Source organism: Pseudomonas fluorescens, from assembly GCF_003732425.1.
Taxonomy (GTDB): Bacteria; Pseudomonadota; Gammaproteobacteria; order Pseudomonadales; family Pseudomonadaceae; genus Aquipseudomonas; species Aquipseudomonas fluorescens_BE.
Genome location: NZ_MOBX01000005.1, coordinates 328,852 through 344,966, shown reverse-complemented (window position 1 = coordinate 344,966; position 16,115 = coordinate 328,852). Strand labels below are relative to the sequence as shown.

The window sequence follows — 16,115 nt, the reverse complement described above, 5'->3', positions numbered from 1 at the left end:
CGCTCCCACATTTGAAATGCATTCCAATGTGGGAGCGAGCCTGCTCGCGAAAGGGCCAGTTCAGTCGGTGAAGATACGGGATCAGATCAACCCGCCCTCATCCTCATCGATCAACTGACTCAACCCGCCCAACGCTTCACGGGCCTGGGTCCGGTCCATCAGTTTGGCCTGGGCCGCCGGTGGCAGGTCGGTGACGCGGATTACGCCTTTCTGGGTCAGCACCTGAATCAGGTCGTCGAGTACCCGAATCATTTCGAAGTCGCTCTGCTTGAGCTGCTTCAGGCTGGTTTCTACCACTTCATTGGCGAACCAGGCCTGGATTTCATGGCTGTCGGCCGGCAGCGTTTCCGTGGCCTCGGCGTAGGCCGCGGCTTCCACGCGAATCAACAGACCTTGCGCATCGCGTTGCACGTAAAACATTGAGCATCCCTCAGAAATGAACCAGCGTCATGCTGTCAGCAGCATAGCCAACTGTGCGCGAGTATGCGGTGCGGCGACGCAATCGTCACCGCTGCAATAAGCACAAACGTGACGGCCGCCCCATGAGGGCGGCCGTTTTGTTCACGATTAGCTGTTGTTGTGGTCGACCTTGATGGTCGGGTCGCTGCCGGCAATCAGGTTGTGAATGTTGGCGCTCGACCAGTTGTTGCCTTCCAGTTTGATCGTCACATCCGGCGTGGCGGCTGCCGCATCGGCCGAGTTGAACTTGCCGGCCGTGCTGACTTGCAACGACGACGTGCCGTCGACCGTGGTGATTTTCAGGAAGTTGTCGATGGTGCTCCCGGTCTCGCCCTGCAACAGATCACGCAGGTCGATGCGGTCACCTTCGCTGGCGTTGAAATCCTTGATCACGTCGTTGCCAGTGTCGCCGGCCTTCCAGACGAAGGTGTCGGCACCCGAACCACCGATGAGGGTGTCGTTGCCCTTCCCGCCGATCAGCGTGTCGTTGCCGGTGCCGCCGAGCAGGATGTCATTGCCTTTGCCACCATCGAGCAGGTCGTTGCCGCCCGAGCCGAACAGGATGTCATTGCCCGCGCCACCCAACAGCGTGTCGTTGCCGTCATGCGCACCGGAGACATCGAACGCCTGATAGTGCTCGGTGATGTACTGGTGCACGTTGCTGGTGGTGACTTTGCTGACGTCAACGCCGGTTTCCTTGGCCACGAATGCCTGCATCGCCTGATAACCCTCGCCGGCAATGCCGTTGAAGCTCACCAGATCGCCGAACAGGATGTCGTTGCCGTCGCCACCGCTGACGGTGTCGTTGCCCGGCATCGTCGCTTCGGTGTGACCGATGATCGAGTTGGCCAGATCCTTCGGATCGATGTTGGTCTGCGGTGTTTTATCCGAATCGTACGGCTTCAGATCGTTGAGGCTGACGCCGCTGTTGAGGCCAATGGCTTCGACGTTCGACAGGCCGCTGAGCAAGGTGAAGCTGCTGTTGGAGTTGGTAGTGGTGTAGTAATCGGTGCTGCTACCGCTGCCCGCCAGGCCGGAGAATTCATAGGTGCCGTCGCCCTGGGCGTGCAGCGTGCCGAAGTTCTGATACGACCAATTGCCGCCCGATTTGGTCCAGACCGTCACCGAGCCGTTCGCGCTGATATCGATCTGATGCGTGCTGTCCGGGTACAGGCTGACCGCTGTCCCCAACTTATAGTTGGTGGTGGTGATCAGGCTATCGAGGGTTTTGTTGCCGTACAGGTACGGGTTGGTCGACTCGCCGGTCTGGTAGTAGGTCGGCTGGCCGTCGGTGATGAAGTACGTGAGGTTTTTCGCCCCGGTGTTGGCCACCGCGTCAGCGCTCTGGAACCAGTTGGCGGTGGTCTTGAACACGTCCTCATAGTTGGTACCGCCGCCGGACGCCATCGAGTCCAGTACCGCTTTGAGCTTGGTCAGCGCGTTCGGGTCGTTGAGGTTCACCGACACCGACTTGTTGACCTGGGTATCGAAGTCCACCAGGAAGATGTTCACCGTACCCGAGTTGCTGCCGCCCAGGCTTTGCTTGAGAGTGTTGAACACCGAGGTCAGCGAGTCCTTGGCCGCGTTGAGCGACGACGCGCTCATGCTGCCGGAGCTGTCGACCATGAACGCGATGTTGTAGTTGGTGCCCGGCACCACGGTCAGGCCGCCGATGTCGGCGACCATGATGTCGTTGCCATCGGTGCCGTTGAAGGTGTCATCGCCCGATGTAGCAACCACGGCGTTGTACACCGCCGGCACCACGGTGACCGGAATGGTCGCGGTGCTGCTGGCCGAACCGCCGACCATTTCGGTGGAGGTCGAGGTCACGGTCAGGTTGAACTGGCCGTTGTAGTACGGTGGTGGCGTTACGGTCAGGCTGCCGAGGTTCCAGCCAGTGACGTTGGCATCGCCGCTGGTGGCGGTGACGGTGAAGGTATGACCCGCACCATCGCTGAGCACCGAGCCGACCGGTGCGCCGCTGATTTTCACGCTCAGGGTTTCCGAGCCATCGGTGTCAGTCAGGGCGGTGGTGATCGCCGACAGTTTCACCGTGGTGCCTTCGGCGCCGGTGTTGAGTTTGTAGCCGTCGTAATAGCCTTCGCCATTGCTGCCGTGCAGATCGGAGACGGTCACGCCCGAGTTAACCAGATCCTGCACGCCGGTGTAGATCGGCACGCCGGCGCTGCTCAGGTCGATCGGCGTGCTGCCGTTGACCGACAGGTTGACGTCGTAGCTGCCCGGGCCGCTCTGGTTGTGGTGGTAGATGTCCAGGGTGTAGTAGCCGCTGGTGGTCGGGGTGAACGAACCGTTGATCGCACCGCCCGCGCCCCAAGTACCCGAAGCCACGCTCTTGCCGCCAATGGTGATCAGCAGACTGTCGTCAGCCACACCGCTGAAGGAGTAGGTCTTGCCGGCTTCCAGGTAGATCAGGCCCGAAGTTTTCGAAGCGGTGCCGGCGACCACACTGCCGTCCGACTGCACGTTGGTCACGTTGCCGCTGGAGTTCGGGGTGCCGGCGCCGTCGATCACGTTTTTCAGGGTGGTCGAGTTCGCGCCGCTGCCGTCGGTGCCCAGACCCGCCAGGCCAGTCCAGACTTCCTTGATCAGGCCGGTGGACTTCACGCTGTTGTCGGCCACGCTGACGGTTGGCGCATCCGCCACCGGGGTGATGTCGATCTTCACGGTGCCGGTGTTGCCCAGCAGTTGGCCGTCGGTTGGCTGGAACTTGATCTGCGCGTAGTCCGCCTGATTGTTGCCCACACCGCTGCCGCCGTAACCGTTGACGCCCGACTCGTTGGCATCCGGCAGGAAGCGCAGCTTGCCCGCGTCAATGTCGGCCTTGCTGAAGGTCTGGTTGTTGGCGACGTCTTTCCAGGTCGAGCCGTCCAGGTACTGCAGTTTGCCTTCGCCCGGCAGCTGGGTGATTTTGATACCGAGGCTGCTGGCCGGGCTGTCGACGTCGGTCACGCCGAAAGTCGACCAGCCGAGTACCAGCGGCGTGTCTTCGGTGCCTGTGACATTGCTCGGTGCAGCAACCGGTGCGTCGTTGACCGCCACCACGTTGACCGTGGTGGTCGCGGTGTTGGAGTAGTTGCCGCCATCGGTCACGGTCACGGTGATGATCCGCGGCACCGTGCTCGGGTTTTCACTGCTGTTGGTGAAGCTGATGTTCTTGATGGCCTGCATGTAATCGGCCAGCGTCGCGTTACCCGACAGCGTCAGGGTCACGGTGCCGTTGGTGCTGTTGGCATTGATGGTGATGCCGTTGACGCTGTTGCCCAGGTTCAGCGCATCGCCGTCCTGACGGTTGGTCAGAACCACGGTAGCGCCGGTGAGCATGGTGCTGTCCGGGTCGGTGATGCTGATGTCGGTGTCGGCAATCGACACGCCTGCGCCCGGGGTGTTTTCGGTGAAGGTCACTTTGTAGTCGGCACCCGTCGCACCGCTGGAGTTGTTGGCGTCCAGGTCGAGCACGGGTGGCGCATCGTTGTCGATGATCGAGGTGCTGACGCTGCCGTTGGTGCTGCTGACCGCGAGGTTCTCGAAGTTGCCACCGGTGGCCGAATCGATCTTGACCACGAAGTTCTCGGCGCCTTCGGTGATCTTGTCATCGATGGTCGCAACGTTGAACTGCGCGCTGCTCGCACCTGCCGGGATCTTCACGGTGTACACGCCAGTGAAGTCCGAACCGTCGGCGGCGGTGCCGCTGTAGACGATTTTCAGGGTCACTTCGGTTTGCGCCGGGTGGTTCAGGCTGACCGTGTAGCTGGCGGTCTGGCCTTCGGTCACCGAGCTGCTGCCAGTGATGCTGACCGTGGTGGTGTCGATGGTGTCGGTGACGCTGGTCACGGCCGGAGCCGTGCTGGTGACCAGGTTTTCAAAGCTGCCGCCGCTGGTACCGGTGATGGTGGCCTGCACGGTGCCGGCGTCTTTGTAGACGTCGTCGGCCGGTGCTGGAACGGTCACGGTGCCGCTGGTTTTGCCAGCGTCGATGGTGATCACCGAGCCGTTGCTCAGGGTCACAGTCACTGGACTGCCGGCGGCGTTGGTCAGGGTCGCGGTGTAGGTGATCTGGCCACCCTCGGCCACGGTGCCGGTCGCGGACAGCGTCAGGTTGGTGGTGTCGACGGTGTCGGTCACGGTAGTGCTGACCGGGGTTTTATCGGCTACCAGGTTCTCGTAGTTACCGCCGCTCACGTTGGTGATCGCGTTGGTCAGTGGCGCATGACCGGTCAGTGCGTCGTTTGGCGCCGTGGTGGTCGCGGTGCCAGTGGTCTGGCCAACACCAATGGTGATGGTCTGGCCGTTCGACAGGGTTACAACGACTGGCGAACCGGTTACTGGTGCACCGACGGTTGCGGTGTAGACGACATTGCCGCCCTCTGCCGCAGTAGCCGTTGCCGTCAGTTTCACGGTGGTGGTGTCGATAGTATCGGTGACGCTGGTGATAGCCGGCGTCGTGCTCGGCACCAGGTTTTCGAAGTTGCCACCGGTGGCGGTGCTGATGGTCGCCTGCACGGTGCCGGCGTCTTTGTAGACGTCGTCGGCCGGGGCTGGAACGGTCACGGTGCCGGTAGTTTTGCCGGCGTCGATGGTGATCACGGCGCCGTTCGACAGGGTCACGGTGACTGGCGAACCAGCGGCATTGGTCAGCGTCGCGGTGTAAACAATCGAACCGCCTTCAGCGACCGAATTGGTAGCGCTGAGCGACAGATTGGTGGTGTCGACAGTGTCGGTCACCGTAGTGCTGACCGGCGTCTTATCCGCGACGAGGTTTTCGTAGTTACCGCCGCTCACGTTGGTGATCGCGTTGGTCAGTGGCGCGTGACCGGTCAGTGCGTCGTTTGGCGCCGTGGTGGTCGCGGTGCCAGTGGTCTGGCCAACACCGATGGTGATGGTCTGACCGTTCGACAGGGTTACAACGACTGGCGAACCGGTTACTGGTGCGCCGACGGTTGCGGTGTAGACGACATTGCCGCCCTCTGCCGCAGTAGCCGTTGCCGTCAGTTTCACGGTGGTGGTGTCGATAGTGTCGGTGACGCTGGTGATAGCCGGCGTCGTGCTTGGCACCAGGTTTTCGAAGTTGCCACCGGTGGCGGTGCTGATGGTTGCCTGCACGGTGCCGGCGTCTTTGTAGACGTCATCGGCTGGCGCCGGAACGGTCACGGTGCCGGTGGTTTTGCCGGCCTCGATGGTGATCACGGCGCCGTTCGACAGGGTCACGGTGACTGGCGAGCCAGCGGCGTTTGTCAGGGTCGCGGTGTAAACAATCGAACCGCCTTCAGCGACCGAATTGGTAGCGCTGAGCGACAGATTGGTGGTGTCGACGGTGTCGGTCACCGTAGTGCTGACCGGCGTTTTGTCAGCCACGAGGTTCTCGTAGTTACCGCCGCTGACATCGGTGATCGCGTTGGTCAGCGGTGCGTGACCGGTCAATACGTCGTTTGGTGCGGTAGTGGTTGCGGTGCCCGTGGTCTGGCCAACACCAATGGTGATGGTCTGGCCGTTCGACAGGGTTACCACGACTGGCGAACCGGTTACTGGTGCACCGACGGTTGCGGTGTAGACGACATTGCCGCCTTCTGCCGCAGTAGCCGTTGCCGTCAGTTTCACGGTGGTGGTGTCGATGGTGTCGGTAACGCTGGTCACGGCCGGCGTGGTGCTCGGCACCAGGTTTTCGAAGTTGCCACCGGTGGCGGTGCTGATCGTCGCCTGCACGGTGCCGGCGTCTTTGTAGACGTCATCGGCTGGGGCTGGAACGGTCACGGTGCCAGTGGTTTTGCCGGCGTCGATGGTTATCACGGCGCCGTTCGACAGCGTCACGGTCACTGGCGAACCAGCCGCATTGGTCAGCGTCGCGGTGTAGACGATCGAACCGCCTTCAGCGACCGAATTGGTAGCGCTGAGCGACAGATTGGTCGTGTCGACAGTGTCGGTCACCGTAGTGCTGACCGGCGTCTTATCCGCGACGAGGTTTTCGTAGTTACCGCCGCTCACGTTGGTGATCGCGTTGGTCAGTGGCGCATGACCGGTCAATGCATCGTTTGGCGCTGCGGTGGTTGCAGTGCCGGTGGTCTGGCCGACGCCGATGGTGATGGTCTGGCCGTTCGACAGGGTTACCACTACAGGCGAACCGGTTACTGGTGCACCGACGGTTGCGGTGTAGACGACATTGCCGCCTTCAGCCGCCGACTCGGTAGCCGTCAGTTTCACGGTGGTGGTGTCGATCGTGTCAGTAACGTTGGTCACGGCCGGCGTGGTGCTCGGCACCAGATTTTCGAAGTTGCCACCGGTGGCGTTGCTGATCGTGGCCTGCACGGTACCGGCATCTTTGTAGACGTCGTCGGCCGGGGCTGGAACGGTCACGGTGCCAGTGGTTTTGCCGGCGTCGATGGTGATCACGGCGCCGTTGGACAGCGTCACGGTGACTGGCGAGCCAGCCGCATTGGTCAGCGTCGCGGTGTAAACAATCGAACCGCCCTCGGCCACGGTACCGGTCGCGCTCAGCGAAAGATTGGTCGTGTCGACAGTGTCGGTGACATTGGTCGATACCGGGGTCTTGTCGGCCACGAGGTTTTCGTAGTTGCCGCCAGTCACGTTGGTGATCGAGTTGGTCAGCGGTGCTTGACCGGTCAATGCATCGTTCGGTGCGGTGGTGGTCGCTGTGCCGGTGGTCTGGCCGACACCGATGGTGATGGTCTGACCGTTGGCCAGGGTCACCACAACTGGTGAACCCGTGACCGGAGCACCAACAGTGGCGGTGTACGTGACGTTGCCACCCTCAGCTGTCGACTCGGTAGCCGTCAGTTTCACGGTGGTGGTGTCGATGGTGTCGGTAACACTGGTCACGGCCGGCGTCGTGCTTGGCACCAGATTTTCGAAGTTGCCACCGGTGGCGTTGCTGATGGTCGCCTGCACAGTGCCGGCGTCTTTGTAGACGTCATCAGCCGGGGCAGGGACAGTCACGGTACCGGTGGTTTTACCGGCTTCGATGGTGATCACGGCGCCGTTGCTCAGCGTCACGGTTACTGGCGAGCCAGCGGCGTTGGTCAGGGTCGCGGTGTAAACAATCGAACCGCCTTCAGCGACCGAATTGGTAGCGCTGAGCGATAGATTGGTCGTGTCGACAGTGTCGGTGACATTGGTCGATACCGGGGTCTTGTCGGCCACCAGGTTCTCGAAGTTGCCACCGGTCACGTCAGTGATCGCGTTGGTCAGTGGAGCATGGCCAGTCAATGCGTCGTTTGGCGCCGTGGTGGTCGCGGTACCGGTGGTCTGGCCGACGCCGATGGTGATCGTCTGACCGTTGGCCAGGGTTACGACAACCGGCGAACCGGTGACAGGCGCGCCGACAGTCGCGGTGTAGGTGACGTTGCCACCCTCAGCAGTCGACTCTGTTGCTGTCAGTTTGACGGTGGTGGTGTCGATGGTGTCGGTGACATTGGTTACGGCCGGCACGGTGCTTGGCACCAGATTCTCGAAGTTGCCGCCGGTCGCGGTCGCAATGGTTGCTTCGACTTTGCCTGCATCTTTGTAAACGTCATCCGCCGGCGCAGCGACGGTGACGGTGCCAGTGGTTTTACCCGCCTCGATGGTGATCACGGCGCCGTTCGACAGGGTCACGGTGACTGGCGAGCCAGCCGCGTTGGTCAACGTCGCGGTGTAGATGATCGAGCCACCTTCAGCCACCGAGCCAGTCGCGCTGAGCGACAGATTAGTGGTGTCGATGGTATCGGTGACCGTGGTCGAAACCGGGGTCTTGTCGGCCACCAGATTCTCGTAATTACCGCCGGTTACACCGGTGATCGAGTTGCTCAGCGGCGCCTGGCCGGTCAGCGCATCGTTCGGTGCGGTGGTGGTCACAGTGCCGGTGGTTTTGCCGACTTCGATGGTGATGTTCTGACCGTTAGCCAAGGTCACCACGACAGGCGAGCCGGTTACTGGAGCGCCCACAGTGGCGGTGTAAGTGACGGTGCCACCTTCAGCGACCGACGTATCAGCCGTGAGTTTGACGGTCGAGGTGTCGATGGTGTCGGTGACTTCGGTGACGGCTGGAACAGTGCTCGGCACCAGATTTTCGAAGTTGCCACCGGTGGCGTTGCTGATCGTCGCCTGTACGGTGCCGGCGTCTTTGTAGACGTCATCGGCTGGCGCCGGAACGGTCACCGTGCCGGTGGTTTTGCCGGCCTCGATGGTGATCACGGCGCCGTTCGACAGGGTCACGGTGACTGGCGAGCCAGCAGCGTTGGTCAATGTGGCGGTGTAGACGATCGAGCCACCTTCAGCCACCGAGCCAGTCGCGCTCAGCGACAGATTAGTGGTGTCGATGGTATCGGTGACCGTGGTCGAAACCGGGGTTTTGTCGGCCACCAGATTCTCGTAATTACCGCCGGTTACACCGGTGATCGAGTTGGTCAGCGGCGCGTGGCCGGTCAGCGCATCGTTCGGTGCCGTGGTGGTCACGGTGCCAGTGGTTTTGCCGACTTCGATGGTGATGTTCTGACCGTTAGCCAAGGTCACCACGACAGGCGAGCCGGTCACTGGAGCGCCCACAGTGGCGGTGTAAGTGACGGTGCCACCTTCAGCGACCGACGTATCAGCCGTGAGTTTGACGGTCGAGGTGTCGATGGTGTCAGTCACTTCGGTGACGGCTGGAACAGTGCTCGGCACCAGATTTTCGAAGTTGCCACCGGTGGCGTTGCTGATCGTCGCCTGTACGGTGCCGGCGTCTTTGTAGACGTCATCGGCCGGTGCTGGAACGGTCACGGTGCCGGTGGTTTTGCCGGCCTCGATGGTGATCACGGCGCCGTTGGACAGGGTCACAGTCACTGGCGAGCCAGCAGCGTTGGTCAATGTGGCGGTGTAGACGATCGAGCCACCTTCAGCCACCGAGCCAGTCGCGCTCAGCGACAGGTTGGTGGTGTCGACGGTGTCAGTCACGGTGGTGCTGACCGGCGTTTTGTCGGCCACGAGATTTTCGTAGTTGCCGCCAGTGACACCCGTGATTGAGTTGGTGATCGGCGCATGACCGTTCAACGCATCGTTCGGTGCGGTGAAGGTCACGGTACCGGTGGTTTTACCGACTTCGATGGTGATGTTCTGACCATTGGCCAGGGTCACCACAACCGGCGAACCCGTCACCGGCGCGCCGACGGTCGCGGTGTAGGTGACGGCGCCACCTTCAACGGCGGACTCGCTCGCGGTCAGTTTCACGGTCGACGTGTCGATGGTGTCAGTCACTTCGGTGACGGCTGGAACAGTGCTCGGCACCAGATTTTCGAAGTTGCCACCGGTAGCGGTGGAGATCGTTGCTTCGACTTTGCCGGCGTCTTTGTAGACGTCATCGGCTGGCGCCGGAACGGTCACGGTGCCAGTGGTTTTACCGGCTTCGATGGTAATCACCGCGCCGTTTGAAAGGGTCACGGTCACTGGCGAGCCAGCCGCATTGGTCAGCGTCGCGGTGTAGATGATCGAACCACCTTCCGCAACGGTGCCGGTCGCAGTCAGCGACAGATTGGTGGTGTCGACAGTGTCAGTGACGTTGGTCGAAACCGGCGTCTTGTCGGCCACCAGGTTCTCGTAGTTACCACCGCTCACCTCAGTGATCGCATTGGTCAACGGTGCATGCCCGGTCAACGCGTCGTTCGGCGCGGTGGTGGTCACGGTGCCAGTGGTTTTGCCGACTTCGATGGTGATGTTCTGGCCGTTGGCCAAGGTCACGACCACAGGCGAACCGGTCACTGGCGCGCCGACGGTCGCGGTGTAAGTCACGGTGCCGCCCTCAGCCGCCGACTCGGTGGCGGTGAGTTTGACGGTGGTGGTGTCGATGGTGTCGGTGACATTGGTCACCGCCGGCACGGTGCTTGGCACCAGATTCTCGAAGTTGCCGCCGGTTGCATCCTTGATCGTGACCTCGACTTTACCGGCGTCTTTATAGACGTCATCGGCTGGCGCAGGAACGGTCACGGTGCCGGTGGTTTTACCGGCCTCGATGGTGATTACCGAACCGTTCGACAGAGTCACGGTTACCGGGGTGCCGGCCGGGTTGGTCAGCGTCGCGGTGTAAACGATCGACCCGCCTTCAGCCACCGAATCGGTCGCGGTCAGGTTCAGGTTGGTGGTGTCGGTGGTGTCCGAAACCGCGGTGTCGGCGGACTTGCCGTCGACTGCCAGTTTTTCGTAGTTGCCGCCAGTGGCGCCGTCGATGGTCACGCTCAGCGAGCTGCCACCGGCCAGAGGGCTGTTCGGTGCAACGAAGTTCACCGAACCGGTGGTTTCACCGACAGCGATGGTGATGGTCTGGCCGTTTGACAGGGTCACGACAACCGGCGAGCCAGTCACTGGCGCGGTCACGGTCGCGGTGTAGACCACGGTTTCGCCTTCAGCGACGTTTGTCGTGGCGGTCAGCGACACGGTGGAGGTGTCGATGGTGTCGTTGACGGTGGTGACCGCTGGCGCTGTGCTGGTGACCAGGTTTTCGAAGTCGCCACCGGTCGCGCCTTTGATGGTCGCTTCAACGGTGCCGGCATCTTTGTAGACGTCATCTTTCGGTGCGTCGACGGTGACAGTGCCAGTGGTTTTGCCGGCGTCGATGGTGATCACGGCACCATTCGACAGTGTCACGGTGACCGGCGAACCCGCAGCATTGGTCAGGGTCGCGGTATAGGTGATTTGGCCGCCTTCGTTGACCGAACCGGTCGCGCTCAGGGACAGGTTGGTGGTGTCGACAGTGTCGGTGACGGTAGTGCTGACCGGGGTTTTGTCGGCCACGAGGTTTTCGTAATTGCCGCCGGAAACGTCGGTGATCGCGTTGGTGATCGGCGCGTGGCCGGTCAGCGCATCGTTCGGTGCGGTGGTGGTCACGGTGCCGGTGGTTTTGCCGACTTCGATGGTGATGTTCTGACCATTGGCCAAGGTCACGACCACAGGGGAACCGGTGACCGGTGCGCCAACAGTGGCGGTGTAGGTGACGGTGCCACCTTCAGCGGCCGACTCGGTGGCGGTCAGTTTGACCGTCGAGGTATCGATGGTGTCAGTGACATCGGTCACGGCCGGCGTGGTGCTTGGAACGAGGTTCTCGAAGTTGCCGCCCGTAGCATCCTTGATGGTGACTTCGACCTTGCCGGCGTCCTTGTAGACGTCATCGGCTGGTGCAGGAACGGTCACGGTGCCGGTGGTTTTGCCCGCTTCGATGGTGATCACCGAACCGTTCGACAGGGTCACGGTCACCGGCGTGCCGGCCGGGTTGGTCAGGGTCGCGGTGTAAACAATCGAACCGCCTTCAGCCACGGTGCCAGTCGCGGTGAGCGACAGGTTGGTGGTGTCGACAGTGTCAGTAACGGTGGTCGAAACCGGAGTCTTGTCGGCAACGAGGTTCTCGTAATTGCCGCCGCTCACATCAGTGATCGAGTTGGTCAGCGGCGCCTGACCGGTCAGTGCATCGTTCGGTGCAGTGGTGGTCACGGTGCCGGTGGTTTTGCCGACTTCGATGGTGATGTTCTGACCATTGGCCAAGGTCACGACGACAGGCGAGCCGGTGACTGGTGCGCCAACGGTGGCAGTGTAAGTAACGGTGCCACCTTCAGCCGCCGACTCGGTGGCGGTGAGTTTGACGCTGGTGGTGTCGACGGTATCAGTGACTTCGGTCACGGCTGGCACAGTACTCGGTACCAGATTCTCGAAGTTGCCGCCCGTAGCATCCTTGATGGTGACTTCGACTTTGCCGGCGTCCTTGTAGACGTCATCGGCTGGTGCAGGAACCGTCACGGTGCCAGTAGTTTTGCCTGCTTCGATGGTGATCACCGAGCCGTTGCTCAGGGTCACAGTCACCGGCGAGCCAGCCGGGTTGGTCAGCGTCGCGGTGTAGATGATCGAACCGCCCTCGGCGACCGAGTTGGTGGCGCTGAGCGACAGGTCAGTGGTGTCGACGGTGTCAGTTACTGTGGTCGAAACCGGGGTCTTGTCGGCCACCAGGTTTTCGTAGTTGCCGCCACTCACACCTGTGATCGAATTACCCAGCGACGCCTGACCGGTCAGCGCATCGTTCGGCGCGGTGAAGGTCACGGTGCCAGTGGTTTTGCCGACTTCGATGGTGATGCTCTGACCGTTGGCCAGGGTCACCACGACAGGCGAGCCGGTGACCGGCGCGCCGACAGTAGCGGTATAGGTAACGGTGCCGCCTTCAGCCACAGTGGTGTCGGCCGTCAGTTTCACGGTGGAGGTGTCGATGGTGTCAGTCACATCGGTCACGGCTGGTGTCGTGCTTGGCACCAGGTTCTCGAAGTTGCCGCCAGTGGCATCTTTGATTGTGACTTCGACCTTGCCGGCGTCCTTGTAGACGTCATCGGCAGGCGCCGGAACGGTCACGGTGCCGGTGGTCTTGCCCGCTTCGATGGTGATCACCGAGCCGTTGCTCAGGGTCACGGTCACTGGCGTGCCGGCCGGATTGGTCAGGGTTGCGGTGTAAACAATCGAACCGCCCTCAGCCACGGTGCCGGTCGCGCTGAGCGACAGGTTAGTGGTGTCGACGGTGTCGGTCACGGTGGTGCTGACCGGGGTTTTGTCGGCCACCAGGTTCTCGTAGTTGCCGCCAGTGACACCTGTGATCGAGTTGGTGATCGGCGCGTGGCCGGTCAGCGCATCGTTTGGCGCGGTGGTGGTCACGGTGCCGGTGGTTTTGCCGACTTCGATGGTGATGTTCTGGCCGTTGGCCAGGGTCACCACGACAGGCGAGCCGGTAACTGGCGCGCCGACGGTGGCGGTGTAGGTGACGGTGCCACCTTCAGCGGCCGACTCGGTGGCGGTCAGTTTGACCGTCGAGGTGTCGATGGTGTCAGTGACTTCGGTCACCGCTGGCGTGGTGCTTGGAACGAGGTTCTCGAAGTTGCCGCCCGTAGCATCCTTGATGGTGACTTCGACCTTGCCGGCGTCCTTGTAGACGTCATCGGCTGGTGCAGGAACGGTCACGGTGCCGGTGGTTTTGCCCGCTTCGATGGTGATCACCGACCCGTTCGACAGGGTCACGGTCACCGGCGTGCCTGCCGGGTTGGTCAGGGTCGCGGTGTAAACGATCGAACCACCTTCGGCTACGGAGCCGGTCGCGCTCAACGACAGGTTGGTGGTGTCGGCAACATCGGTAACGCTGGTCGAAACCGGGGTCTTGTCGGCCACCAGATCTTCGTAATTACCACCGGAAACGCCGGTGATCGAGTTGGTCAGCGGCGCATTGCCGGCCAACGCATCGTTAGGCGCGGTGGTGGTCACGGTGCCGGTGGTTTTGCCGACTTCAATGGTAATGCTCTGGCCGTTGGCCAGTGTCACGATGACAGGCGAGCCGGTGACCGGCGCACCGACGGTGGCGGTGTAGGTGACGGTGCCACCTTCTGCCACTGAGGTGTCAGCCGTCAGTTTCACGGTCGACGTGTCGATAGTGTCAGTCACTTCGGTCACGGCTGGCGTGGTGCTCGGCACCAGGTTTTCGAAGTTGCCGCCGGTGGCGTCCTTGATGGTGACTTCGACTTTGCCGGCGTCTTTGTAAACGTCATCGGCCGGCGCTGGAACGGTCACGGTGCCAGTGGTTTTACCCGCTTCGATGGTGATCACCGAGCCGTTGCTCAGGGTCACGGTCACCGGCGTGCCGGCCGGGTTGGTCAGGGTCGCGGTGTAAACAATCGAACCCCCTTCAGCCACGGTGCCGGTAGCCGTCAGCGACAGGTTGGTGTCGTCGATCGAGTCGGTAATGGTGGTGGTCGCTGGCGTCGTATTCGGCACCAGGTTTTCGAAATTGCCGCCGCTAGCACCGGTGATGGTGGTGCTGACGGTGCTGCCATTGTTGTAAACGTCGTTGGCCGCAGTCGGCACGTTGACCGAGCCTGTGGTCTTGCCGGCGTCAATGGTGATGGTCGAGCCGTTCGACAGGGTGATCGTTACCGGGGTCTGCGCAGCATTGGTCAGCGTCGCGGTGTAAGTGATCTGGCCGCCTTCGACGACCGTACCGGTGGCGGTGAGGCTCACGCTGGTGGTGTCGATCGAATCGGTAACGGTGGTGGTGGCTGGCGTGGTGTTCGGCACCAGGTTTTCGAAGTTGCCGCCGCTGGCGCCAGTAATGGTGGTGCTGACGGTGCCGCCATTGTTATAGACGTCGTTCGGCGCTGTCGGCACGTTGACGGTGCCAGTGGTCTGGCCGGCTTCAATGGTGATGGTCGAACCGTTCGACAGGGTGACGGTGACCGGGGTTTGTGCCGGGTTGGTCAGGGTCGCGGTGTAGGTGATCTGGCCGCCTTCGACCACTGAACCGGTGGCGGTCAGGGTCAGGTTGGTGGTGTCGATCGAATCGGTGATGGTGGTCACCGCTGGCGTCGGGTTCGGCACCAGGTTTTCGAAGTTGCCGCCGCTGGCACCAGTAATCGTCGTGGTGACGGTGCTGCCGTTGTTATAGACGTCGTTGGCCGGGGTCGGCACGTTGACGGTGCCCGTGGTCTGGCCCGCGCCGATGGTGATGGTCGAACCGTTCGACAGGGTGACGGTGACCGGGGTTTGCGCCGGGTTGGTCAGGGTCGCGGTGTAGGTGATCTGGCCGCCTTCGGTGACACTCGGCCCGGCCGTCAGGGTGACGGTGGTGGTGTCGATGGTGTCGGTGACCTGCGTCGTCGCCGGAGTGGTCGGCGGGGTCACGGTGATGCCATTGCCGCCGGTGGTGCCGGTGACGGTCACGTCGATCTGGGTCGGGTCGTTATAAACGGTGTCGTTCGGCGCCAGCGGCACGTTGACGGTGCCAGTGGTGGAGCCGGCCGGGATCACAATCACCGCGCCGTTGGACAGGGTGATGGTCAGGTCGGTCAGCGGCGCCTGGGTCAGGGTCGCGGTGTACACCAGCACGCCGCCGGCTTCGGTGATGGACGGCGTGGCGCTGAGGCTCAGGGTCGAGTCACGCAGGGCGTTGGTGGTGGTGTCGGTGGTCTGGCCAGCGGTGATGTTTTGTGCGGCCTGACCGCCAGCATTGATGCCAGCAGTCGGGAAACCAATGGTCGGGTCAACGCGGCCAGCGGTGGCGTCGAGCATGACGAAGCTGTGACCACCACCGGCGGCACCGCCCGTGCCTGCGGCGCTCGGGCCGGCAGCGGTGGCATCCAGCGCGGTGGTCGGGTCGACACCAGCGGCGATGGCTTGCTGCAGTTCGGCTACCGACGGCGCTGCCTGCGCGGTGGCTTCGGCCAGGTCAGTGCTGGAGTCGGGCGCGTTGGCGCTCCACTGGGTTTCACGGCCCAGATCAAGGGTGCGGCCATCGGCCAATTCCAGCGACACGGCGCCGGAGAGACCGGTGTCGATCTGGTCGCCAACGAACAGGCGATCGCCTTCAACGAGTACGCGACGTACACCCTCGGGGGAGACTACAAATACTTGACCGACAATGCTTTTGACGATGGCAACAACACTGCTCATTGAAGACTCTCCGGGGGTGTCACGTTCAGTTGACTTCCATAGACCTGATGGCTTTATGGCGCCGACTCAGTCTGGTCGTACTTTTAAAATTTGCGAATCAAGTTTGACGCGTTATTTCGTCAATAATTTGGCTATATTCTTTCGCTATTAACTTTATGCCAAACTATTGACCTTCTGGGTGCCATCCTAAACAATCGTCCCACTAATGTCAC

2 protein-coding genes are annotated in these 16,115 nt (G+C 62.0%); both read right to left on the bottom strand.

Going from position 1 to position 16,115, the window contains the following annotated elements; all coding sequences use genetic code 11:
• Positions 1-81: 81 nt before the first annotated feature.
• Positions 82-420, bottom strand: a complete 339-nt coding sequence (locus tag BK670_RS09415) for a hypothetical protein (RefSeq protein WP_007918987.1) — start codon at positions 418-420, stop codon at positions 82-84.
• Positions 421-567: 147 nt separating this feature from the next.
• Positions 568-15,903 carry a LapA family giant adhesin gene (locus BK670_RS09410; RefSeq protein ID WP_123449551.1) on the bottom strand — a complete coding sequence of 5,112 codons (15,336 nt, stop codon included), beginning with the start codon at positions 15,901-15,903 and terminating at the stop codon, positions 568-570.
• Positions 15,904-16,115 lie beyond the last annotated feature (212 nt).

Coding starts and splice junctions, on each gene's coding strand:
- BK670_RS09415 (WP_007918987.1), bottom strand. CDS start 420: ATGTTTTACGTGCAACGCGATGCGCAAGGTCTGTTGATTCGCGTGGAA.
- BK670_RS09410 (WP_123449551.1), bottom strand. CDS start 15,903: ATGAGCAGTGTTGTTGCCATCGTCAAAAGCATTGTCGGTCAAGTATTT.